The 22,617-nt window shown below is 66.7% G+C and carries 24 protein-coding genes; 17 read left to right on the top strand and 7 right to left on the bottom strand.

Annotated elements, in window-relative coordinates; all coding sequences use genetic code 11:
- Positions 1 to 19: 19 nt before the first annotated feature.
- The 6 genes from ACP7BH_RS07570 to lpxC all read left to right on the top strand — a co-directional run bounded on the left by ACP7BH_RS07570 (position 20) and on the right by lpxC (position 9,563).
- The gene (locus ACP7BH_RS07570; RefSeq protein WP_425982441.1) at positions 20 to 961 is read left to right on the top strand and encodes a D-alanine--D-alanine ligase; all 942 of its coding nucleotides are present in this window, start codon (positions 20 to 22) and stop codon (positions 959 to 961) included.
- On the top strand, positions 949 to 1,836 hold the full coding sequence (locus ACP7BH_RS07565) for a cell division protein FtsQ/DivIB (protein WP_425982443.1): 888 nt from the start codon (positions 949 to 951) through the stop codon (positions 1,834 to 1,836). The genes ACP7BH_RS07570 and ACP7BH_RS07565 overlap by 13 nt, the downstream gene beginning before the upstream one ends.
- 13 nt (positions 1,837 to 1,849) lie before the next feature.
- On the top strand, positions 1,850 to 3,184 hold the full coding sequence (ftsA, locus tag ACP7BH_RS07560; protein WP_236547504.1) for a cell division protein FtsA: 1,335 nt from the start codon (positions 1,850 to 1,852) through the stop codon (positions 3,182 to 3,184).
- A 257-nt stretch (positions 3,185 to 3,441) separates the two neighbouring features.
- Entirely contained in the window at positions 3,442 to 6,651 is a 3,210-nt protein-coding gene (locus ACP7BH_RS07555) for a TonB-dependent receptor domain-containing protein (protein WP_425982444.1), read from the top strand.
- Between the two features lie 236 nt (positions 6,652 to 6,887).
- Complete coding sequence (gene ftsZ / locus ACP7BH_RS07550; RefSeq protein WP_425982446.1) at positions 6,888 to 8,477, top strand: cell division protein FtsZ; 1,590 nt, start codon at positions 6,888 to 6,890, stop codon at positions 8,475 to 8,477.
- Between the two features lie 186 nt (positions 8,478 to 8,663).
- On the top strand, positions 8,664 to 9,563 hold the full coding sequence (lpxC, locus tag ACP7BH_RS07545) for a UDP-3-O-acyl-N-acetylglucosamine deacetylase (RefSeq protein ID WP_425982448.1): 900 nt from the start codon (positions 8,664 to 8,666) through the stop codon (positions 9,561 to 9,563).
- Here lpxC and pgeF read toward each other — a convergent pair.
- The 3 genes from pgeF to lgt are packed head-to-tail and all read right to left on the bottom strand — an operon-like array spanning position 9,560 to position 12,301.
- Positions 9,560 to 10,330 carry a peptidoglycan editing factor PgeF gene (pgeF, locus tag ACP7BH_RS07540; protein ID WP_425982451.1) on the bottom strand — a complete coding sequence of 257 codons (771 nt, stop codon included), beginning with the start codon at positions 10,328 to 10,330 and terminating at the stop codon, positions 9,560 to 9,562. The genes lpxC and pgeF overlap by 4 nt on opposite strands.
- A gap of 13 nt (positions 10,331 to 10,343) precedes the next feature.
- Positions 10,344 to 11,429: a class I SAM-dependent methyltransferase gene (locus tag ACP7BH_RS07535; protein ID WP_425982454.1), complete on the bottom strand. Its 1,086-nt coding sequence runs from the start codon at positions 11,427 to 11,429 to the stop codon at positions 10,344 to 10,346.
- A complete protein-coding gene (gene lgt / locus ACP7BH_RS07530) occupies positions 11,426 to 12,301 on the bottom strand; it encodes a prolipoprotein diacylglyceryl transferase (protein ID WP_425982456.1) in 876 nt (291 codons plus the stop codon). The genes ACP7BH_RS07535 and lgt overlap by 4 nt, the downstream gene beginning before the upstream one ends.
- 174 nt (positions 12,302 to 12,475) lie before the next feature.
- Here lgt and ACP7BH_RS07525 point away from each other — a divergent pair, with 174 nt between their 5' ends.
- From ACP7BH_RS07525 to ACP7BH_RS07515, 3 genes are all read left to right on the top strand, one after another.
- The gene (locus ACP7BH_RS07525; RefSeq protein WP_346493941.1) at positions 12,476 to 12,787 is read left to right on the top strand and encodes an accessory factor UbiK family protein; all 312 of its coding nucleotides are present in this window, start codon (positions 12,476 to 12,478) and stop codon (positions 12,785 to 12,787) included.
- 76 nt (positions 12,788 to 12,863) lie between these two features.
- Positions 12,864 to 13,367: a YbjN domain-containing protein gene (locus tag ACP7BH_RS07520; protein ID WP_017504503.1), complete on the top strand. Its 504-nt coding sequence runs from the start codon at positions 12,864 to 12,866 to the stop codon at positions 13,365 to 13,367.
- Between the two features lie 17 nt (positions 13,368 to 13,384).
- The gene (locus ACP7BH_RS07515) at positions 13,385 to 14,173 is read left to right on the top strand and encodes a pyrroline-5-carboxylate reductase family protein (protein ID WP_425982458.1); all 789 of its coding nucleotides are present in this window, start codon (positions 13,385 to 13,387) and stop codon (positions 14,171 to 14,173) included.
- Here the strand turns inward: ACP7BH_RS07515 and ACP7BH_RS07510 are convergent.
- The 3 genes from ACP7BH_RS07510 to ACP7BH_RS07500 form a co-directional block, all read right to left on the bottom strand.
- The gene (locus tag ACP7BH_RS07510) at positions 14,170 to 14,646 is read right to left on the bottom strand and encodes a hypothetical protein (protein WP_425982460.1); all 477 of its coding nucleotides are present in this window, start codon (positions 14,644 to 14,646) and stop codon (positions 14,170 to 14,172) included. The two genes, ACP7BH_RS07515 and ACP7BH_RS07510, sit on opposite strands and share 4 nt — an antisense overlap.
- A gap of 86 nt (positions 14,647 to 14,732) precedes the next feature.
- Entirely contained in the window at positions 14,733 to 16,100 is a 1,368-nt protein-coding gene (locus ACP7BH_RS07505) for an ATP-binding protein (protein ID WP_425982463.1), read from the bottom strand.
- Between the two features lie 4 nt (positions 16,101 to 16,104).
- A complete protein-coding gene (locus ACP7BH_RS07500) occupies positions 16,105 to 16,836 on the bottom strand; it encodes a response regulator (protein ID WP_409714001.1) in 732 nt (243 codons plus the stop codon).
- Between the two features lie 88 nt (positions 16,837 to 16,924).
- On the opposite strand from ACP7BH_RS07500, the gene ACP7BH_RS07495 reads away from it, so the two are divergent.
- The 5 genes from ACP7BH_RS07495 to ACP7BH_RS07475 all read left to right on the top strand — a co-directional run bounded on the left by ACP7BH_RS07495 (position 16,925) and on the right by ACP7BH_RS07475 (position 20,139).
- Positions 16,925 to 17,803, top strand: a complete 879-nt coding sequence (locus ACP7BH_RS07495) for a branched-chain amino acid aminotransferase (RefSeq protein ID WP_425982466.1) — start codon at positions 16,925 to 16,927, stop codon at positions 17,801 to 17,803.
- Positions 17,804 to 17,934: 131 nt separating this feature from the next.
- The gene (locus ACP7BH_RS07490; protein ID WP_425982468.1) at positions 17,935 to 19,206 is read left to right on the top strand and encodes a NupC/NupG family nucleoside CNT transporter; all 1,272 of its coding nucleotides are present in this window, start codon (positions 17,935 to 17,937) and stop codon (positions 19,204 to 19,206) included.
- Positions 19,207 to 19,234: 28 nt separating this feature from the next.
- Positions 19,235 to 19,357 carry a hypothetical protein gene (locus ACP7BH_RS07485; RefSeq protein WP_425982471.1) on the top strand — a complete coding sequence of 41 codons (123 nt, stop codon included), beginning with the start codon at positions 19,235 to 19,237 and terminating at the stop codon, positions 19,355 to 19,357.
- The gene (locus ACP7BH_RS07480) at positions 19,354 to 19,494 is read left to right on the top strand and encodes a hypothetical protein (protein ID WP_425982473.1); all 141 of its coding nucleotides are present in this window, start codon (positions 19,354 to 19,356) and stop codon (positions 19,492 to 19,494) included. The genes ACP7BH_RS07485 and ACP7BH_RS07480 overlap by 4 nt, the downstream gene beginning before the upstream one ends.
- A 6-nt stretch (positions 19,495 to 19,500) precedes the next feature.
- Complete coding sequence (locus tag ACP7BH_RS07475) at positions 19,501 to 20,139, top strand: YoaK family protein (protein ID WP_425982474.1); 639 nt, start codon at positions 19,501 to 19,503, stop codon at positions 20,137 to 20,139.
- Here the strand turns inward: ACP7BH_RS07475 and ACP7BH_RS07470 are convergent.
- Positions 20,123 to 20,557, bottom strand: a complete 435-nt coding sequence (locus tag ACP7BH_RS07470; protein WP_425982477.1) for a PaaI family thioesterase — start codon at positions 20,555 to 20,557, stop codon at positions 20,123 to 20,125. The genes ACP7BH_RS07475 and ACP7BH_RS07470 overlap by 17 nt on opposite strands.
- Before the next feature lie 47 nt (positions 20,558 to 20,604).
- On the opposite strand from ACP7BH_RS07470, the gene ACP7BH_RS07465 reads away from it, so the two are divergent.
- The 3 genes from ACP7BH_RS07465 to ACP7BH_RS07455 are packed head-to-tail and all read left to right on the top strand — an operon-like array spanning position 20,605 to position 22,575.
- On the top strand, positions 20,605 to 20,907 hold the full coding sequence (locus ACP7BH_RS07465) for a DUF3253 domain-containing protein (protein WP_425982480.1): 303 nt from the start codon (positions 20,605 to 20,607) through the stop codon (positions 20,905 to 20,907).
- Positions 20,897 to 21,529: a uracil-DNA glycosylase family protein gene (locus ACP7BH_RS07460; RefSeq protein WP_425982483.1), complete on the top strand. Its 633-nt coding sequence runs from the start codon at positions 20,897 to 20,899 to the stop codon at positions 21,527 to 21,529. The genes ACP7BH_RS07465 and ACP7BH_RS07460 overlap by 11 nt, the downstream gene beginning before the upstream one ends.
- A 17-nt stretch (positions 21,530 to 21,546) precedes the next feature.
- Complete coding sequence (locus tag ACP7BH_RS07455) at positions 21,547 to 22,575, top strand: alpha/beta fold hydrolase (protein ID WP_425982486.1); 1,029 nt, start codon at positions 21,547 to 21,549, stop codon at positions 22,573 to 22,575.
- The last annotated feature ends 42 nt before the right edge of the window (positions 22,576 to 22,617 follow it).

Here is a 22,617-nt window from a genome sequence, read left to right as displayed (position 1 = left end):
GACGGTTCTGGAGCCGCCCATGACCCGCCCCTTCGCATCCCTTCATGTCGCCGTCCTGATGGGCGGGCTTTCCGCAGAGCGGGAGGTTTCGCTGTCGTCGGGCGAGCAGTGCGCGCAGGCGCTGGAGCGGCAGGGCGTGCGCGTCAGTCGCGTGGACGCCGGGCGGGACCTGGCCAATGTGCTGTCCGGCCTGATCAAGCCCGATGTGGTGCTGAACTGTCTGCACGGCGCCTGGGGCGAGGACGGCTGCGTCCAGGGCGTGCTGGAGACGCTGAAGATCCCCTATACGCATTCGGGCGTGCTGGCCTCGGCCCTGGCGATGGACAAGGACAAGTCCAAGGCCGTGTTGCGGGCGGCGGGCATCAAGGTGCCGGGCGGCGGCCTGTATGACCGCCACGAGGTCGCCAGCCGCCACGTTATCGACCCGCCCTATGTGGTCAAGCCGAACGCGGAAGGCTCGTCCGTCGGCGTCTTCCTGGTGCGCGAGGGCGCCAATCGGCCCGTGGCCGAGGTGGGCGAACCGGGCTGGGCCTATGGCGAACAGGTCGTGGTCGAACCCTATATCGCCGGCAAGGAACTGTGCGTCACGGTGTTGGGCGAACCGGCCGGGCCGCGCGCCCTGACGGTGACCGACATCACCCCGACCAAGGGCTTCTACGACTATGAGGCCAAGTATGCGCCGGGCGGTTCGGTGCACGTCCTGCCCGCCGTCCTGCCGCCCGCCGTGTTCGAGGCGGCCCTGCGCCAAGCCGAGGCCGCGCACGTCGCCATGGGGTGCCGGGGCGTGTCCCGATCCGACTTCCGTTATGACGATGTTAAGGACGATCTGGTCCTGTTGGAGGTCAATACTCAGCCCGGCATGACCCCGACTTCGCTCGCGCCCGAGCAGGCGGCCCATACCGGAATGAGCTACGACGATCTGGTTCGGTGGATGGTGGAGGACGCCTCATGCCCGCGGTAGTTCGCGGCGGTCGGCGACAGAGTTCTAATCAGGCTCCCCAACGCGGCGCGGCTCCCAAAGGGGGAGGGCGGTCGCGTGGCGGGGCCAAGAACGCGTCCGCCATTCCCGGCAAGATGGCCGCCATCGGCCGTGTCGATATTTCGCCCCGCACCGCCGTGATCGCCTTGGGCGCCGGCGCGCTGCTGCTGGTCGGGGTTCTGGCGACGGGCGCTCGCGCCGAACGGATCGGCGCCTCGATCTCGCACGGGGTCGATAATCTGACGGCCGGCATGGGTCTGACGCTGAAGCGGGTGCACATCACCGGCGCCTCGCCCGAGGCAGAGCCGGCGATCCAGCAGGCCTTGGGTCTGTATTCCGGCCAGCCGATCACCAGCCTGGATCTGGACGCCATTCGCACACGCGTTCAGGGCGTGGGCTGGGTCAAGGAGGCGCGCGTGGTGCGCCTGTTGCCCGACACCCTGATCGTCGAGGTCAAGGAACACGACCGTCTCGCCGTCTGGCAGGAAGCCGGTCAGATCAAGGTCATCGACGCGCGCGGTCAGGTCATCGACGGGGCCGATGCGCGCCGCTACCCGACCCTGCCGCTTGTCGTCGGCAAGGGCGCGGATGTGGCCGCGGGCGAAATCCTGCCGCTACTGGCCCAGCGTCCGCGCCTGATGGGGATGGTGGACGCCCTGGTCCGGGTGGACGAGCGCCGCTGGGACCTGCGTCTGAAGGACGGCAGCCTGATCCAACTGCCCGCCACCGAACAGGAGGCGGCTCTGATCCGCCTCGATGCGCTGGACCAGCGCGAACGCCTGCTCGACCTGGGCTTCGCCCGTGTCGATCTCAGAACCCCGGACGAGGTCGCGGTGCGACCCACCGGCGACGCCTAGGAACGCCAAGATCATGACCAAGCAACGCGGAGCGGCGAACGATCAGGGTCGGGGCATGGATCCTCGCGCCGGTCGCGCGCCCGTGATCGCGGCATTGGACATCGGCCAGTCCAAGGTCTCGTGCTTCATCATGAAACCCGACGGCGTGCGCCACGCCGACCGCACCATACGCGTCGCCGGCGCCAGCCACGTCCAGTCCAAGGGCGTAAAGGGCGGGGCGATCATCAATATGGACGAGGCCGCCCAGGCCATCGGTCACGCCGTCGAACGCGCCGAGCGCGCGGCCCAGAGCCCGGTCTCCGGCGTCGTCGTCACCACCGCCATCGGCCAGATGGCCAGCCACCGGGTCCAGGCCCGGGTCTCGCTCGGCGCCAATCCGGTCGGGGACGCCGATCTGGCGCGCGCCATCGGCATGGCCCTGGCCCAGATTCGCCTGCCGAATCGCCGCCCGATCCACGTCCTGCCCATCGCCTGGTCGGTGGACGGGGCGCGCGGCGTGCATGATCCGCGTTCGATGCGCGGCGGTTCGCTGGGACTGGACCTGCTGGTCGTCTCCATGGCCGAGAACGTCTTCACGACCCTGAGCCACTGCCTGGAGCTGGCGCACCTGGACCTGCAGGGCGTGGCCGCCGCGCCCGTCGTGTCGTCCCTGGCTGCCCTGGAAGAGGATGAGATGGACCTGGGCGCCGTCTGCATCGACATGGGCGGCGGATCGACCAGCGCCGCCGTGTGGGGCGGGCGGTCATTGCTGCATATCGAAAGCCTGAACGTCGGCGGCGACCACGTCACCTCGGACATCGCGCGAGGCCTGTCGACCTCCAAGGCGGGCGCCGAGCGGCTGAAGACCCTGCACGGCTCGGCCATGGCCAGCGCCAACGAAGACCGCGAAATGCTGGAGGCCCCGCCGCGTGGCGAGGACGCCTCCGCCGGCCCGGTCATCGTCCCGCGCGCCATGCTCAAGACGGTCATCGCCCCGCGCGTCGAGGAAACCCTCGAACTGCTGCGCGACCGGCTGAAGAACGCGGGCGTCGGCCTTGAGCCTGGCGCCGGCCTGGTCCTGACCGGCGGAGCCAGCCAGCTGAACGGCGTACGCGAACTTGCCGTGCGGGTGTTCGACCGCCCCGTCCGCCTCGGAAAACCCCAACGCGCGCCACATTTGGCCGACGCCGCCTCCGGCCCCGCCTTCTGCGCCACCGCCGGCGTCCTGCTGCGCGCCGCCTACGGCCCGCGCGAGGCGGTATCGGCCCGCAAGCTGATGGCGCGCCAGATCACGGCGGCGGATGCGCCCCGTATCCACCGCGGCAATGTGGTGGGTCGGGTGGCTGGGTGGTTACGCGATAACCTCTAGCCCTAAGAAGTCGGGCCGATAGCTGCCGTGGCTGAGAACGGCAGAACTGTGTCATCCCTGTAACATATTCGACGCTTGGCGGCCTGATTTGCGTCACAATGGTTGCCTGGCTGACATATTCGGATAGACGAAGGTATCCAATAAGCGGGCCGGGAGCTGACTCGCTTATTCGCATCTGGGTATCAGTGGGGCCATCCATCATGAATTTGAAACGTAATCACTTGTTCGGAACGACGATCTTGGCAGGGGTCGTCGCCATGTCCGCCCCGGCTTGGGCGCAAGCCCAGCAAACGGCCGCTGAGGCCGCCGATGCGACTCAGGTTGAAGAGATCGTCGTCACCGGTTCGCGCATCCGTCGCGACCCCGTCACGGCGCCGACCCCGTTGATCCAGGTCGACCGCGAGACCCTGCTCACCACCGGTCAGAACACGGTCATCGACTACTTGGCGACCATCCCGGCGCTGATGAATTCCCAGGTGCCATCGGACACCACCGCAGGCGTTCTGAACGCGGGCGGCCTGTCGCTGCCGAACCTTCGCTCGTTGGGCTCCGGCCGGACCCTGACGCTGGTCGATGGTCGTCGTCACGTCGGTTCGCCCCAAGGCACTCTCGCAGTCGATGTCGACACCATTCCGCGCCTTCTGATCGAAAGCGTTGAAATCGTCACCGGCGGGGCGGCGTCCGTCTATGGTTCCGACGCCGTGTCCGGCGTGTTGAACTTCAAGCTCCGCAAGGACTTTGAAGGTCTGGAAATCGATACCCGTTGGGCCCAGCTGAACGACGGCGGTCAAGATTCCAAGCGTATCTCGGTTCTGGCCGGTAAGAATCTGTTTGATGATCGCCTGAACGTCTACGCCTTCGGTGAATACGAGGAGCTGGACGAAGTTCTGGCGGCCGACATCGATTGGCTGCAAGGCGGTTGGGGCCTGGTCGGCCGCGACGCCGACACGGCGGCTGCGTCTTATGACGGCGTCACCGACAGCCTGCTCTACAAGGACCGACGCACGCTGCAACTGCTTCGCTGGGGTCAGGTCACCCTCGCCAACAACTATCAGCCCAGCGCGCTGAACAATCCGAACACGATCCCTGCCGGACAGTGCACGACCACGTCGATCACGTCGGCCTCCTGCTTCGGCGTGGCCCCTGGAAGAACCTATGTGTTCGACGGCGCCAACGCACGGGTCGCCGATTTCGGAAACTGGGTGCAGCTGACCGGCACCAACCGCGGCGTGAACGTGGGCGGCGACGGCGAGAACCCGAACACGATCTTCAACGTCGATTCGACGCTGCCGAAGTCCGAAAACGCCCGCTTCCAGGTCGGCGCCAACTTCAAGATCACGAACAATATCAATCTGTACGCCGAAGCCAAATACGTCGATGAGACGACGAACCTGGCGACCGGTTATTCGTTCGGCGATATCTACATCGCCGACACGCTGAACGCCGGCAACTCGATGCAGATCCTCAGCACGTCGGCCTATACGACGCGCACCGACAACGCCTTCCTGCCGGCCAATCTCGCCGCAGCCATCCGCGGCAACACCACGCCGGTCTATGGTCCTGCGACGGCAGGCGCCGCTGGCGTCCAGACGGGCACCACGCCTGCTCCCTTCGCGCGCTATAGCGCCTGGCTGCTCGACCGTCCGCAAACCAACGAAAAGCAGTTGCAACGTTACGTCATCGGCTTGAACGGGTCGGCGGGCGATCTCGGCTTCGTCAAGAACATCGACTGGGACATCGGCTACACCTATGGCCGCGTCGATAACAAGAACGTCGAACGCGGTCTGGACATCGAACGTTTCTCCTACGCGATGGACTCCATTCGCGATGCATCGGGCAACATCGTCTGCCGCGTCCAGGCCTTGACGGCGAACGGCGGAACCGTGACCAGCCGCAACCCGAACGTTCCGGGCACGCTGAACTCGCAGTCGTCGGTCGTTCAGAACTGTAAGCCTCTGAACGTGTTCGGTCTGGGCAACCAGAGCGAAGAAGCACTTCAATATGTGCGTGCTCAACTGACGATCGATCAGATCAACGAACAGCACGACGCGCTGGCTACGGTCTCGGGTCAACTTTGGGACTTCTGGGGCGCTGGCCCTATCGGCGTCGCTCTGGGCGCCGAATACCGCAAGGAATACACCGAAGGTACGGGCCGCAGCCGCTCGCTGGGCACGACCTACGCGCAGCTGAACGGCGGCGCCGACTTCTTGCCCGCCGAATATGAGACCAACGAAGCCTTTGCCGAGCTGTCGATCCCGCTGATGCGTGACTCGTTCCTGGGCGAGTATGCCGAACTGAGCGGTTCTTACCGCTACAGCGACTTCTCGACCTTCGGCGCCAGCGACGTCTATGGCGTGAATCTGGTCTATCGCCCGATCCGCGACATCGCGTTCAAGTCCAGCTTCAACACCTCGGTTCGCGCGCCTACACTGTCGGAAACCAACTCCCCGCAGACGCAGACCTTCCTCGCGTTCACCGACCCTTGCGCCACTCTGAACATCCAGAACCTGGCGGATCGGGAGCGTGCTGCGAACCGTATCGTCAACTGCGCGGCCTTGGCCTCTCAGTTTGGTTTGACCTACAACTTCACCGATCCGACGGCAGCGAACGCCTATCGCCCGGTCTATTCGAGCAGCGTTGCTGGTCGTAACGGCGGCAACCCGGACCTGCAGCCGGAAGAGTCCGAGTCCTTCACCTTCTCGACGGTTCTTCAGCCGCGCTTCATCCCGAACTTCTCGCTGGTGCTCGACTACTACGAAATCACCATCGACAAGGTCATCGCGGCGGTCAGCGCGCAGGTTGCAGCGGAAAACTGCGTCAACGGCCCCTCGCTGAATACCAGTGCCTGCCAGACCTTGACCCGTTCGGGCGTGGATATTCCGGCTACTCCGGGTGATGACCGCTTCCAGTTGGTCGACTTCCTGCAAAGCTCGATCAACTACGCCAAGCGTAATGTTCGCGGCCTGGACTTCACCTCCAACTACCGGTTCGACACGCAAGACATGCTCGGCCGCAACTGGGGTGTGTTCCAGCATTCCGTGAACGGTTCGTGGCTGATCGAGCAAAAGAACTTCAACAACATCGAGAACCCGAACGACTTCACCGAACTGTCGAGCACGCTCTTCTATCCGCGCACGCGTCTGACCTCGACCCTGACTTGGCAGACGCCGATCGAGCCCCTGCGGATCACCTGGGTCGCCGACTGGCAGACAGCCCAGGACATCGTGCAACGTCGTGATTTCGTTCAGAATGCCGACTCGCGTGATGAACGCTATCTCGACACCAAGAACTTCATGCGGAACGACTTCTCGGTCCGTTACCAGGTTCGCGATGACCTGACCCTGACGGGCACCGTCCAGAACGCGTTCGACTCCGAACAGGCGCGCTGGCTGGGCGCCACGCTCTACTCGAACTTCGACCCCTACGGTCGTCGTTATTCGATCAGCCTGAACTACCGTCCCTGGTAAATAGGGCTATCCAAGCATGGAAAAGGGCGGCTCGAAAGGGCCGCCCTTTTTCTTTGCAATCTGGAAAACTGCGGCCAAGCTTTTGGTTTGTGCTGGTCTTTCACCCGACTCACATTATCGCCGTAACCTTCTCTTAACCTTCATGGGCGCAATCCTTAACGCGCTCATAACCAAAGCGATTCGGCGGGGGCGGTCGGTTGGTTTGAAGGGGCGGGTCAGCAGGTCGGAAAAAGAAAATGTCGCTTTCATTGGTCAAGCCGCAACACACTGAACTGAAACCCCGGATCGTCGTGTTCGGCGTCGGCGGCGCCGGCGGCAACGCCGTGAACAATATGATCGACGCCGGCCTCGAAGGGGTCGAGTTCGTCGTGGCCAACACGGACGCGCAGCACCTCAGCTTCGCCAAGACGGATCGCCGCATTCAACTGGGCGAGACCATCACCCAAGGCCTGGGCGCCGGCGCCCACCCCGAGGTCGGCATGAACGCCGCCGAAGAATCCGCCGACGAAATCCATCAGCACCTCGAAGGTGCGCACATGGTCTTCATCACCTGCGGCATGGGCGGCGGCACCGGTACCGGCGCGGCCCCCGTCATCGCCAAATGCGCGCGCGATCGCGGCATCCTGACCGTCGGCGTCGTGACCAAGCCCTTCACCTTCGAAGGGCGTCACCGCATGCGCTTGGCCGATGCCGGCGTCGCCGAGCTGCAGCGCTACGTCGACACCCTGATCGTCATTCCGAACCAGAACCTGTTCCGCGTCGCCAACGAACGCACCACCTTCGCCGACGCCTTCGGCATGGCCGACCAGGTGCTGCACTCGGGCGTGCGTTCGATCACCGACCTGATGATCCTGCCCGGCCTGATAAACCTGGACTTCGCCGACGTGCGCGCCGTCATGTCCGAGATGGGCAAGGCGATGATGGGCACGGGCGAGGCCTCGGGCGACGATCGCGCCCTGCTGGCCGCGCAGAACGCCATCGCCAACCCGCTGCTGGACGAAACCTCGCTGAAGGGCGCCAAGGCCGTGCTGGTGAACATCACCGGCGGTCTGGACATGACCCTGCTGGAAGTCGACGAGGCCGCCAACGCCATCTCGGCCGAGGTGGACGGCGACGCCAACATCATCTTCGGCGCGGCCTTCGATCCGGCCCTGGACGGCAAGATTCGCGTCTCGGTCGTCGCCACCGGCATGGACGAGGGCGAGATCAAGCGTATCGAACCCATCGCACCGCCGGCCGCCAGCGCGCCTCTGGCCGGCCATGACGCCCGGCGTTCGGCCGGCGGCCTGTATGGCACGCAGCCGTCACGCACGCCGGAGCCGACGCGGGATACGTATCGCGAGCCGGTCCGTGCGGAAGCCCCGCGTGCGCCTGAGCCCCGCATCGAGGCGGCTCCGGTCGTGCCGACCTTTCAGTCCCCTGCCGCTCGCGAGCCGGAACCGCGCCCCGAGCCGGTGATCCGCGTCGCCGAACAGCAGCCGCGCGCCCTGGATCCCATCGTCGATCCCTGGGTCGAGGAATATGAGACCCGCGCGCCGGCGCCGCGCGTCGCGCCTCAGGGCGATCTGTACGCCGAACGTGAACGCCCTGCGGCCGCGCAGCCCCAGGCCGACGACGGTTATGACGACCGCGATCACCGCCGCAGCGGCTGGAGCCTGTTCGGTCGCGGCAAGCGCACCCAGCCTCAGCACGAGGCGTCCTATGCGCCGCAACCGACTCATCAGATGCGGGGCGCGGCCCAGCCGGCGCAGCAACCAGAGCCGGAGGCGGGACAGGCCGATGACGACCTGGAAATCCCATCCTTTCTCCGCCGTCTGGCCAACTAGACAACCCAAATGACGATGGAACGCCCCGGAGCCCTGCTCCGGGGCGTTCCTCATTTCAGGCGCTGTGCCAGAGCGAAACAATCCGAAACCGGACTTTGATTTCACGGTTGCGGCGCCCCGGCTAAAGGACATGCAGGGCGCAATCCGCACGGCGTGCGGCGCGCATAACGAAGAGCGAGTTTGAGTTTGTCGGTCAGAAACGACCATCACGAACACACCATCGTCGCCCCGGCCATCATCGCCGGCGTCGGGGTGCACACCGGCCGCCGGGTGCGGCTGGCGGTTCGGCCTGCGCCCTCGGGCACGGGCATCGTCTTCGTGCGCACCGACATCACCGATCGCGACAACCGCATTCCGGTGTCGGGCGAGGCGGTCGTAGACGCCCGCCTGAACACGATGATCGAGAACGGCGCCGGGGTTCGCCTGTCGACCATCGAGCATCTGATGGCGGCCTTCGCCGCTCTGGGCGTGTCCAACGCCGTGATCGAGGTGGACGGGCCTGAGCTGCCGATCCTGGACGGGTCGGCGCTGGAGTTCGTGCAATTGCTGGACCGGGCGGGGTTCCGTCCGCAGCCCACGCCGCAACGCTATATCGAGATCCTGGAGACGGTCCACGTCACCGAGGGCGACAAGCACGCAGCCCTGCTGCCGTGCGACCGCTACGAGATGCGGTTCGAGATCGACTTCCCCTCGGTCGTGATCGGCAATCAGGTGATCGACTTCGTCGTGGACGAGCCGACCTTCCGCAAGGACATCATGGCCGCCCGCACCTTCGGCTTCGCCCATGAGGTCGAGGCCTTGCGTCAGGCGGGCCTGGCGCGCGGCGGTTCGCTGGAGAACGCCGTGGTCATCGACGGTGACGACATCCTGAACCCCGGCGGCCTGCGCATGGAACGCGAGTTCGTGCGTCACAAGGCGCTGGACGCCATCGGCGATCTGTATGTCCTGGGCGCGCCGCTGCTGGGTCGCTACGAGGGCTACAAGGCCGGCCACGCGCTGAATAACCGTCTGGTGCGGGCGCTGCTGGCTGCGCCGCATGCGTGGCGCGAAGTGACGCGGGTGCCGGAGCTGGCGCGCGCGGGCTAAGCCCCGATCACCGAAATCAAACGTCCAAAGTCGGGCTCGCCGTGCTGGAACGCGCGGCGGTTGGAGTAGAAGCGCGCCGCGTCGGCGAAGGTGTCGTGGCCGGTCCAGACGGCCTGGCCGACGCCGGCCTGTTGCAGCCGCCACAGGACGAAGCCGGGCAGGTCGAACTGCCGTTTTTCGTCGGTCTCGCCGGGGTGGAAGAAGCGGTCGGCGCCGGGGTCGTGGTGGGTGAAGCGATCCTCGAAATCGACGCCGACCTCATAGCTGGCGGGGGCGATGCACGGGCCGACGACGGCCAAGGTGCGGCGTGGATCGGCGCCCAGGGCCTGCATGGCGGCGACTGCGGAATGGATCACGCCGCCCAAGGCACCCTTCCAGCCGGCGTGGACGGCGGCGACGATGCGGGTCTCGGGATCGGCCAACAGCACCGGCGCGCAGTCGGCCGTCAGGACGGAACACAGCAGACCAGGCTCGGCCGAGACGACGGCGTCGCCCTCGGGACGGTCGCCATGCCAGGGGCCTTCGGCCACACGCGCGACGGCGGAATGGATCTGGTAGCAGCCGTTCAGATGATCGGCGTCGGCATTGAAATGGGCCGCGACGCGCCGGCGGTTTTCGGCGACGGCGGCGGGATCGTCCTTGGAGCCGACGCCGGCGTTCAGGCCTTCGTAGATGCCGGTCGAGACCCCGCCCGCGCGGGTGAAGAAGCCGTGGGCGATGCCGGCGGCGGTCAGAAGCGGGTGGGTGATGGGGGCCAGATCGCTCATGCCCCTACCTATATCAGGCGTCCCAGCCGGGCACGACCAGGGATCGGGGCGCAAAGATCGCGGCGGCCTTGAACAGGCTGCCCATCTGGTCGTCGCCGGTCAGGCGGTCGAGCTGGCGCGCGATGACGGGGGCGGCTGCGGGGCGGCTGGTCGTCAGGGCTTCAGCGCGGGCCTGGATGCCCAGCAGACGCAGGAACTCGCCCTGGGGCAGACAGCCAGTGACGTCGGCGCCGGTACGAACTGCGGCCTCCATGACCAGGGGGAAGTCGGCCCACTGGGTCAGGTCGGCCTCGCCGGGCGTCGAGAGGGGATCGACCTTCTGGTGACGGCGCAGGGCCTGGAGGGTGTCGCCGGCCTCGGGCCGGGCGCGGCCGTAGTCGATCAGCAGGGCGGCGCCCGAGGCAGCCTTCATGAGCATGCCCAGGTCGCGGCCGAAGAGAGCCTGCTGCTCCGAGATTTCCAGAATACCGCCCGGCGCGATGTCGAAGGCCGGCTTGTGGAAGCCGCCAGAGATGGCGGTCAGGCCGAATATCAGGTCGCCGTCGTCGGTGACGCCGATGCGCCGCTCGGCCCAACCGCCGTCGGTGCGGACGAACTGGCGCGCGGGCATGCAGTCCAGCACCTCGTTGGCGATCAGGATGACGGGGGCGTCGGTCTCGATCCGCGTCAGGTCGCGCACCCAGCGCGTCGACAGGTCGGCGCCGGCCAGGGCCTTGGCCTGAAGATCGCGCAGGGGCGCGCTGGGTTCGATCAGGATCAGGTCGCAGGCTTCCAGGAAGCCGGGCGCCAAACGGGCGGCCCGCAGGGCGTCGCTCATCAATGTGCCGTCGCCGGGGCCGACCTCGACCAGGCGGAAGCGTTCGGGTGCGCCCAGCCGGTTCCAGGTCTCGACCGCCCACAGGCCGATCAGTTCGCCGAACATCTGGCTGACCAAGGGGGCGGTGATAAAGTCGCCGCGTGCGCCCAGATCAGGACGCGACGCATAGTAGCCGCCCTTGGGATCATGCAGGCAGCGGGTGACGTAGTCGGCGACCGTCATCGGGCCCGTCAAGGCGATCTCTCGCGCCAGACGGGTCTTGAGGGTTTGGGCCTCGCTCATGCCTCGGCGGCGACCGGCGGACGTTTCCACGCGCGCCAGATCAGCCAGGCGCCGACCAGGATCATCGGGATCGACAGCATCATCCCCATGGTCAGGCCCAGCGGGAAGTCGGGCATGCCGAAGTCGGGCTCGCGCACATTTTCCAGCGCGGCGCGGCAGACGCCATAGCCGACCAGGAACAGGCCGGTGATGTAGCCCGGCTTCTTGAGCAGGCCGAACTTCCAGATGCCCAGCGACAGGATGGACAGCAGGACGATCCCCTCCAGGCCGGCCTCATAGAGCTGGCTGGGGTGGCGGGGCGCGTTGCCGGCGGGGCAGAAGCCGTACATCTGTTCGATGCGAGCGTTGCAGAAGCGCACGGCCCAGGGAACGGTCGTCTCGCGGCCCCACAGCTCGCCATTGATGAAGTTGGCCAGGCGGCCGAACATCAGGCCGATCGGGACCACAGGAGCGACCATGTCGCCGAGGCGCAGCATGTCGATCTTCTGCGACCGAGCATAGAGGGCGATGGCCACGACCACGCCCAGGAAGCCGCCGTGGAAACTCATGCCGCCGGTCCAAAGCTGGAACAGTTCGAACCGTTCGCCCAGCGTCTGGCCGGTGAACAGCTGGCCGTACATGACCGGCTTGTAGAAGAGGGCGTAGCCGAGACGGCCGCCCAGGATGATGCCCAGCACGATCCACAGCACCAGGTCGTCAAGCTGTGTCGTGGTGACCGGCGGCTTGCCCGGCGCCCACAGACGCTGGGTCTTGGCCAGGCGCGCGGCGTACCACCAGCCCAGAACGATGCCGGCGACATAGGCCAGGGCGTACCAGCGGATCGGAAGCGGTCCGAGGTGGATCAGAACCGGATCGAATTCGGGAAAGGGCAAGGGGCGTTCCTGTGAAGGGCAGTCTCTGAAAGGCGGTTTAGCAAGCGTCGCTGCGTCCGTCGCCTGTGAAGACGAATAACAACGCCTTGATGGCGTCCGCGAAGCAGCAGAAAGAAAGGTTTCGTTCACCATAGTCGGTGAACCTTCGTTAACGACGTTGAGGTCGGAGCCGCCATGCAGACCCGCAATCCCATCCTGGACGAGTTCGCCAAGCTGACGACCGGCGCCATGGGCCTGGCCCAGGCCGCCGGCGAAGAGGCCAAGACCGCCTGGCGCGCCCAGGCAGACCGGATCGCCGCCGAGATGGACCTGGTCCGCCGCGACGAATTCGATGTGCTGAAAGACGAGATCGCCGCCCTGCGGGCCGAGATCGCGGAGCTTAAGGCGGCTCCGAAACCTGCTGGCAAGCCGGCCGCAAAGCCCGCCAGCAAGCCTTCTGAGGGAACGTCCACAGATGGAACTCAACCCGGGGACGCAGCCGGTTGAGCCGAATCTGCGAACAGGCTTACCGTTCTGTTAATGCCCGCGATTCTCGCGGACGCAGCTCGAATCGAGACTATTGATGGATATCGCCCGGCCAGAGGAAGTGGACGTGCCCTTCGACCCGCTTGAGGTCGTCGAGCATGTTCTTACGGCCGAGAATCTTCCGTTCGACCGCACCGATGACGGCGACCTGGCCTTTGCTCTGGCCGGCGACTGGAAGGATTACGAGCTGTGGTTCGCCTGGCGGCCCGAGGGTGACTGCCTTCAGCTGTGTTGCGCCCTGGACCTGAAGGTGGCCAAGAGCCGCAAGACCGCCGCCTATGAACTGGTTGGCCTGATCAACCAGCGCACCTGGATGGGCCATTTCGAAGTCTGGGCCGAGGATGGCGAGATCGTCTTCCGCCACTCGCTGGCCCTGCCGATGGGCGAGCGCCCGACCCTGGCCCAGGCTGCGTCCATGATCGACGCCGCCATCGAGGCCTCGGATCGCTACTACCCCGCCTTCGACTTCATGGTGCGCGGGAACAAGAAGCCGCAGGAGGCCATCGACGCCTGCCTGTTCGAGACCGTCGGCACCGCCTGATGCCAAGCGCGGCTTCTGTGTCGGGTCCTGTCGTCCTGGTCGGCTGCGGCCGGCTGGGATCCGCCATTCTGGAAGGCTGGCTGCTGACCGCGACGGTGGCGCCATCCGACCTGATTATCCTGAGCCCCTCAGAGAAGCCGACCGCCGAGGCGGCGCGGGCTCAGGGCGCGCGGATCAATCCGCCGCTGGAGACGCTGACCGAGGCCGCCGTCATTGTGCTGGCGGTCAAGCCGGCCCTGTGGCGCGGGGTGATGGCTCCGCTGGCCCCTTTCCTGAACGATCGGGCCGTCATCCTGTCGGTGATGGCGGGCGTGACCGCGCCGACGCTGGCCGAGGGGATCGGCGGCTGGCCCATCGTGCGGGTGATGCCGACGACGGGCGTGTCGCGTGGGCGCGGCGTGGCCTCGGTCTGGTCGGCGGATACGCGAGCCGAGGACATCGGGCGGGCGCTGTTCGGGCCGATGGCCGAGACCGTGGTTCTGGCCGACGAGGCCCTGATGGATGCGGCGACGGCGGTGGCCGGATCGGGCGCGGCCTATTTCTACGCCTTCACCGAGGCCCTGGCGCGGGCCGGGGAGGCGGCGGGTCTGGATGCGGCGACGGCGGACATGCTGGCGCGCGCCACCCTGAGATCCGCAGCGGACTCGATGGGCGACGATGGGCTGGAGGCCCTGATCGGCCGGATCGCCTCGCCCGGCGGCTCGACCCGCGCCGGGCTTGACGCCATGGCGAAGGACGGCCGCCTGACGGCGATGCTGGACGAGACGGTCGCGGCGGCGGTGAAGCGCAACCGCGAGATGGGTTAGAAGCGCCCGCGCTCGATTTGATTGCTGAAGCGCTCGAACGCGCGGTCGGCGTCGCGCCAGACGCTGTAGCCCCAGACATCGGCGATGTTGGGCGAGAAGTAGGAATATTCCACCGGCAAGGTCTGGCCGTCCGCCGTGACGATCTCGCCCTTGATCGCGGCGCCGCCGATCGAAATGCTGTTGATGGGGTCGAGGCCCGGCGTCTGACGCACCTGCTCCATGGTCGGGCGGTTCGGCTTCAGGTCGGTCAAGATCAGATTGGCCGTGGCGCCGGGGTAGCGTTGCTCCAACGCCTTGCAGACCTCGGCCTGAAGGCCGGCGATCTGTTCGTTGACCTCGCGGTCGCCAAGCTTCTCGACCTGACGCTGAAGTTCCGGGCCGACCGTGACGTTGACGGTCGGGGCTTGCGCCTGGGCCATGGCGGCGGCTGCGAGGGTCGCGGCCAGGGGTGCAAAGAAGGCAAGTCTACGCATCGAATTCATCTCCAAGCCCTGTCGGGACCAAGATGACCCTTGCGGCACGGTTTCGCCAGCCCCCGACCGGCGAAAGCTGAAAGGCCTCAGACGGTCTCGGCGACCGTGACGGTTCCCGGAACGCGGATCGTGGCCTTCAGCCCGCCCATGTCGCTGCGGTCCAGGGCGACGTCGCCGCCGTGGCCGCGCGCCACGTCGCGCGCGATGGCCAGGCCCAGGCCGACGCCCTTGCGGTTCTGATTGCGAGACTCGTCCAGGCGCGAGAAGGGGCGGAAGGCCTCGTCATACATGGCCTCGGGGATGCCCGGCCCGTCGTCCTCGACGATGATCTCCAGCCCGCCGGACGCCAGGGCGCGGCCAGACAGGCGCACATGTTCGCCGTGCGAGGCGGCGTTGCCGGCCAAGTTCACCAGGGCGCGCTTGAAGGCGAGGGGGCGCACGGACGCGGTCAGGCCTTCGGGAACCAAGACCTCGACTTCGGCGCCGACACGTCGGGCGTCTTCGCCGGCCGCCTTCAGCAGGTCGGAGATCGACACCGGCTTGGGCGGTTCGCCGGCCTCGCCGCGGGCGAAGTCGAGGTATTCGTCGATCATATGCTCCATCTCGTCCAGATCGCCGCGCATGGCGGCCTGGCGCTTGAACGGCGGGGCCAGGGCCAGTTCGAGACGAAGACGGGTCAGGGGCGTGCGCAGGTCGTGGCTGACCGAGGCGAGCAGGGCGGTGCGCTGGTCGATATGGCGCTGAATGCGGTCGCGCATGGCCATGAAGGCGACGGCCGCGGCGCGGACCTCGCGCGCGCCGTGCGGCTTGAACCGGGGCACGGTCTCGCCGCGCCCGAAGGCCTCGGCCGCGTCGGCCAGCCGCTCGATGGCGCGGACCTGGTTGCGGATGAACAGGATGGCGACGCCCATCAGCAGGACGGTCGCCACCGCCAGCCACAGCACGAAGATGTGGGCCTGGGTCGCCACGGCGCGCTCGCGCGGGGCGATGATGCGAAGGACGCCCTGCGGCTCCTGCACCTGAATGTCGACATAGGCGGGGTAGCGGGTGGTGTCGAACCAGTAGGGGCGGTCCACACGGGCGTCCAAGGCCTTGTCCAGCACCCGGTCCACCACGCCGATGGCCCCGCGTCGCTCTTCCGTCGGCAGGGTGCGGCCTTCCTGAAGCACGATGGACAGGGACATCGACCGCTCGGCGCGATTGGCCAGCTTGTCCAGGTTCGCCGGACTGGGATCGTCCTCGTAGCTTTCGACGGCCCAGGCGATGTCGCCGGCCAGGCCTTCGGACAGGCGCGCGGTCACGGTCTGCCAGTGGGCGTCGAAGAAGACCCAGGTCACCGCCATCTGCATGACCAGTACGGGCAGGACGATGATCAGCAGCGACCGGCCCCACAGCGAGGTCGGCAGGCGCCGCTTCAGGAACCGCGGCCACAGATAGGCGGGCAGCAGCCGCATCGGATCAATCGGGCGCCAGCATATAGCCGACGCCTCGCACCGTCTGGAGATAGCGCGGGTTCTTGGGGTCGACCTCCAGCTTGCGGCGCAGGCGCGTCACCTGAACGTCCACGGCGCGGCCGGTGATGTCGGCGGTGTCGGGCGACAGGCTCATCCGTTCGACCGGAGCGTGGGCGTGAAGCGCCAGGGTCTTGAGCAGTTGCGCCTCGGCCTCGGTCAGGCGCTGGGGGACGCCATCGCGGATCAGCTCCAGCCGTTCCATGTCGAAGACGGCCGTGCCTAGCTTGACCTCCTTGGGACCGATCGGCTTGCCGCCGGTGCGGCGCAGGATGGCGTCGATGCGCAGCACCAACTCGCGCGGTTCGAACGGCTTGGACATATAGTCGTCGGCGCCGCGCGACAGGCCCTCGATCCGGTCCTCGGGATCGCCGCGTGCGGTCAGCAGCAGCACGGGCGTCTTGGACAGTTCGGCCTTGCCGCGAACCCAGCTGGTCAGGTCCAGCCCGCTTTCGCCCGGCATCATGACGTCCAGCACGACCAGATCGAACTCGATCAGCTCCATCATCCGCTTGGCGGCGGCCGCGTGGGCGGCGCCGGTGACCCGGTAGCCTTCGCGCGCCAGAAATTCTTTCAGCAGCTCGCGGATGCGATCATCGTCATCGACGATCAGCAGATGGCGGCCCACGCCGGGGCCGGCGATGGGGCCTGAACGGCCGTGCGAGCGCGATTCCGTCATGCTCATGCGACGTTTCCCCCGCTGCGGGCGTTGACCTGAGCGATTCGTGAGGCTCTAACACCGTCAATTTCGCGGGAGACGTATTTCAATGGCCTTCGTTCCTTTCGACGATCGTGACGGCTGGATCTGGGTGAATGGCGATTTCGTCCCCTGGAGGGAAGCGAAAACGCACGTTCTGACCCATGCCCTGCACTATGGCTCGTCGGTCTTCGAGGGTGAGCGTATGTACGCTGGCGAAATCTTCAAGCTGACGCAGCATTCCGAGCGCCTGAAGCGGTCCGCCAACCTGCTCGATTTCGAGATACCCTACAGCGTCGCTGAAATCGACGCCTTCTGTAAGGAAACCTGCGCCAAGAACGGCCTGACGGACTGCTACGTGCGTCCCGTCGCCTACCTCGGCCCGGAACAGACCAGCGTTTCCGCGCTGAACAACAAGGTCCATCTGGCCATCGCCGTGTGGGACTGGCCCAGCTATTTCGACCCCGAGGTCAAGGCGCGCGGCCTGAGACTGGAATGGGCCAAGTGGCGTCGCCCCGATCCGGCGACGGCGCCGACGACGGCCAAGGCGGCGGGTCTGTACATGATCTGCACCATGTCCAAGAACACGGCTGAGCGTAACGGATTTGCCGACGCCCTGATGCTGGACTGGCGCGGCTATGTCGCCGAGGCGACCGGCGCCAACGTCTTCTTCATCAAGGACGGCGTCATCCACACGCCCAAGGTCGAGCACATCCTGGACGGCATCACCCGCCAGACGGTGATCGAGATCGCCCGCGAGAAGGGCGTCGAGGTCGTGGTGCGCGACATCCTGCCGGAAGAACTGTCGGGCTTCTCCGAATGCTTCCTGACCGGCACAGCCGTCGAAGTGACGCCGGTCGCCGAAGTGGGCGAGTATCGCTTCACCCCCGGCGCCCTGTCGCTGGACCTGATGGGCCACTACGGCAAGCTGGTGCGCGGCCAGCTCTGAGCCGGTCCGCGACGGCATGATGAGGGCGGTCCCGAGGGGCCGCCCTTTTTCGTTTCGCTTGCCAGCCGCGCTGCTTTGTCCTTGAAGCGCATGAAGACCGGCGGGCGCGCCGGATACGGGGATCGTCTTTCATGTTCAGTCTTCTGAACCTCCAGAGCCTGTTCGGCCTGGTCGTCATCATCGCCATCTGCTGGGCGTTCTCCGAGAACCGTCGCGTCTTCCCATGGAAGCTGGCGATCGGCGCCGTCCTGGTTCAGGCCGGTCTGGTCCTGGCCCTGTTCGCCATTCCGGGATCGCGCGCCGTGCTGACGGCGGTGACGGGGGCCATCGACGGCCTGGCGGTCGCGACGTCGCAGGGGACGCGGTTCGTGTTCGGCTATCTGGGCGGGGGCGATCAGCCCTATGCGGTGCAGAACGAAGGCGCCCTGTTCACCTTCGCCTTCAACGTCCTGCCGCTGATCATGGTCATTTCGGCCCTGTCGGCCTTGCTGTGGCACTGGAAGATCCTGAAGTGGCTGATCCGCGGCTTTGGCCTGCTGTTCCAGCGCACCATGGGTCTGGGCGGCGCATCGGCCCTGGCGGTGGCGGCCAACATCTTCCTGGGCACCATCGAAAGCCCGATCGTCATCAAGGCCTATCTGGACAAGCTGAGCCGGTCCGAAATCTTCCTGATGATGACCGTGGGCCTGGCGACGGTCGCCGGTTCGACCATGGTCGCCTACGCCAGCATCCTGTCGCAGACCCTGCCCAACGCCGCCGGCCACGTGCTGGTCGCCTCCATCGTCTCGGCGCCGGCTGGCGTGCTGCTGGCTCGGATCATGGTGCCGGAACCCAACAAGGAAGCCATCCAGGCGATCAGCTACGACTCGGCCCTGAAATACGACAGCGCCATCGACGCCATCTCTAAGGGTACGTCCGACGGCCTGATGGTGGTGCTGAACATCTCGGCGGTGCTGATCGTCTTCGTGGCCCTGGTGGCCCTGGTCAACGTCATGCTGGGCGGCTTCATCGTCTTCGGCGAGCCGCTGACGGTCGAGCGTATCCTGGGGGTTCTGCTGACGCCCCTGGCCTGGTTGATCGGCGTCGATGCACGCGAGGCGGGCCAGGCCGGCTGGCTGCTGGGCGTCAAACTGGCCCTGACCGAGTTCGTGGCCTTCATCGACCTGGGCAAAATCCCGGCCGACGCCATGAGCGAGCGCACGCGGATGCTGATGACCTACGCCCTGTGCGGCTTCGCCAACATCGGTTCGGTGGGCATCACCGTGACCGGCCTGTCGGTGCTGATGCCCGAGCGGCGCGAAGAGGTTCTGGGCCTGATCTGGAAGGCCCTGTTCGCCGGCTTCATGGCCACCGCCATGAGCGCGGCCATCGTCGGGGTCATGCCGGCGGCGGTCTTCGGGTAGTAACGTTGCCCAAAACGGGAACGCCGACATGAAACTCTATAGCTCGCACCGCGCGCCCAACCCGCATCTGCCCGCGCTATATCCGGAGCCGAACCTGTTCGGCAGAGATGCACGCGAACAGGCGGTGGTCGACATGTGGAACGCTTCATGAAGACCCTGGACCGGCGCCCGACCAAGTGGAAGCTCATCGCCCTGAACCGGTTCACCATCTCCGACATCGTCGCCGTAGTCGGCCTGGATTTCGCGCGGATGGTCCATTACCGGGCCCCGGCCAAGGTAGGGGGGTAAGCGGCCTTGCGATTCCTGGCGCCGTCCGACCGGTGGCTGGCCCTGCTGCTGGCGGGGTTGGCGGGCTATGTGGACAGCCTGGGCTTTCTGCAGCTGGGCGGCGTCTTCGTTTCCTTCATGAGCGGCAACTCCACGCGGCTCGCCGCCAGCGTGGCCGAGGGACATTGGCCGGCGGCGGCGCATCTGGCCGCCGTGCTTGGTCTGTTCGTGCTGGGATCCTTTGCCGGCGCCTTGGTCGCGGGCGGCGAGGACGCACGGTCGCGTAGCCGGGTGCTGATGTTCGAGGCGTTGCTTTTGGCGCTGGCCGCCGCTGCGGCGGGCGCGGGGCTGACTGCCCCGGCCGTCGGCCTGATGGTCATGGCCATGGGCGCCGAGAACTCGGTCTTCCTGCGCAACGGAGAGGTCGGGGTCAGCCTGACCTATATGACCGGAACCCTGGTCAAGCTGGGGCAAGCTCTGGCCGGGGCGGTCAAGGGCGGGGACCGATCCGCCTTTCGTCACTATCTGACGCTATGGGCGGGCTTGACGTTCGGAGCTGTGCTGGGCGCCCTGACTTTCGGCTGGCTGGGCCTCGCGGCCCTATGGCCCGCCGCCGCCTTCACTCTTATCATGGCGGGAATCGCGCGGATCAGCCGCGCGGCGTGAACTTGCGGATGACGCCGGAGAAGGTCATCAGCAGGCGGTCGCCGGTGTTGATCTGGCCCCGCACGAAGATCAGGCTCTTGCCCGCCTTGGTGACCTGGCCGGTGGCTTCGATCAGTTCGCCGACATAGCCGCCGTCGATGAAGGTCGAATCCAGCTGGACCGTGACGCCCGAGGCGCCCTCCATCTCCTGATAGGCGATCTGGAACATGGCGATGTCGGCGAACGTCATCAGACAGCCGCCGTGCATCCGGCCGCCCGCGTTCATGTGCTTCTGCTCGGCGCGGAAGGCGCAGCGCATGTGACCGTCGGGGTCGGGCTTGCCGTAGAAGGGGCCGACGACGGTGTCGAAGGTGTCGTGCAGATCGTAGGTCTGCCAGCCGGCGAACTCGCCCTCGGTGATGGTGATTTTCTTGGGCATGCAGACTTGGCCTTACTTATGGGCGTGCGTTGCAGCATATAGGCGCAATGAGCGATCCGATCGAAACCGCAATCCTGAACAAAATTGCTGCGCTTGAGCCCGGCAAGAGCATTGAGCCCGCCGAAGTGGCCAAAGAGCTACAGCCGGAGCAGTGGCAGCGCATGTTGCCCAAGGTCCGCGCCATTGCGCTGAGCCTGATGCGCCAGGGCAAGCTGACCATCACAAAGAAGGGCAAGCCGGTTGATCCGGACCAGGTCCGCGGCGTAACGCGCCTGCGTCAGGCCACCGAGGAAGAGACGGCGCTGGCGCTGAGCCGCCGTCCGCCGGTCGTCGAGGGCGATGACGACTGATCTCGATGAGGTCCTGAGAGACATCCGCGCCTGTCGCGCCTGCGCGGGCGTGCTGCCCCACACGCCGCGCCCGGTGGTGCGGGTCTTTCCTGAGACGCGGCTGCTGATTTGCGGCCAGGCGCCGGGACGGCGGGTGCACGAAAGCGGCCTGCCGTTCACCGATCCGTCGGGCGACCGGCTGCGTGACTGGATGGGCGTGGACTACGAGACCTTCTACGCCGATCACCGCATCGGCGTGGCGGCCCAGGCCTTCTGCTATCCGGGGACGGTGCCCAAAGGGGGCGACTATCCGCCGCCGACACGGTGTGCGGACCTGTGGCGGCCGCAGTTGCTGGACGCCCTTCCGCAAATGGAACTGACCCTGCTGGTCGGCGGCTATGCCCAGGCCTGGGCGCTGGGGGATCGAGCCAAGCGGAACATGACCGAGACGGTGCAGGCGTGGCGGGAGTATGCGCCGGACCTGCTGGTGTTGCCGCATCCGTCCTGGCGCAATACGGCCTGGCTGAGGAAGAACCCGTGGTTCGAGGCGGAGGTGGTTCCGTATTTGCGGGAACGGGTGCGTTCGATCCTGAGTTCTGCGACCGCTCGTCCTTGCGAAGGCGTGGACCCAGTTCTTTCGTGAGCCGATGCGTGGGACCAATGGTTTTGCATTTCTCCAAGTTGATCCCGCTGGCGGCTGCGCTCGCCCTGTCCGCCTGCGCCACGCCCCATATCCAGCCGCCTTTGACGCCGCCGCCGGGGTTCACCGGGGCTCATGTCGAGGATCGCGCCCTGGTCATGTCGGATGGCGCGCGTCTGCCCTATCTTCGCTGGGGACCGGCGGATCGGGCGCCCTGGGCGGTGATCGTGGCGCTGCACGGCATGAACGACCACGACGCCAGCTTCCGTCTGGCCGGTCCGTGGTGGGCCGAGCAGGGGATCGAGACCTGGTCATACGACCAGCGCGGGTTCGGCGCAGCGCCGGGGCGGGGCGAATGGGCCGGCGAACAGAGAATGACCGACGACCTGCGCGAGATCACGGCCATGGCGCGGGCTCGCTATCCCAACGCCGTCGTCGCCGTGGTGGGCGAGAGCATGGGCGGGTCGGTGACGGCGGCGGCCTTTGGTTCGGACAATCCGCCGGATGCTGATCGGGTGGTTCTGCTAGCGCCCGGCGTCTGGGGCTGGTCCACGCAAGGGCCGCTGAACAGCACGGCGCTGAACATTGCGGCGCGGGCGCTGGGCGACGTGGCGCTGGAGCCGCCCGAGTTCATCACCCGCGACATCCACGCGTCGTCCAATACGCTGGAGCTGATCCGCAACGGGCGCGACCCGATGAGCATTCTCGCGACGCGGTTCGACACCGTCTATGGGCTGGTCGATCTGATGGAGACCTCGTCGCGCAGCCTGGGCCGCATCCGGGGCGACGCCATCCTGATGTACGGCGCCCACGACGAGGTGGTGAAGAAGGGGCCGATGCGGCTGGCCTTGCAACGGGCCGAGGCCGAGGGCGGCACATTGCGCACCGCCTGGTATCCGAACGGCTGGCATCTGCTGAACCGCGATCTGGATGCCGAGATCGTCTATCGCGACGTCGTGTCGTGGCTGAGAGACCCAAAGGCGCCCCTGCCGTCGGGCGCGCCAGCCGTCTTGCCGCAGCTGGAAGCCCGGTCGCCGACGCGACCGTAACCTCTCTTAACGCGACGTTTACCATCCAGGCGGCATTTTCTG

Origin of the sequence: Brevundimonas sp. TWP2-1, assembly GCF_049897645.1 — a bacterium.
Taxonomy (GTDB): domain Bacteria; phylum Pseudomonadota; class Alphaproteobacteria; order Caulobacterales; family Caulobacteraceae; genus Brevundimonas.
This window is presented reverse-complemented; position numbering and strand designations above follow the sequence as displayed.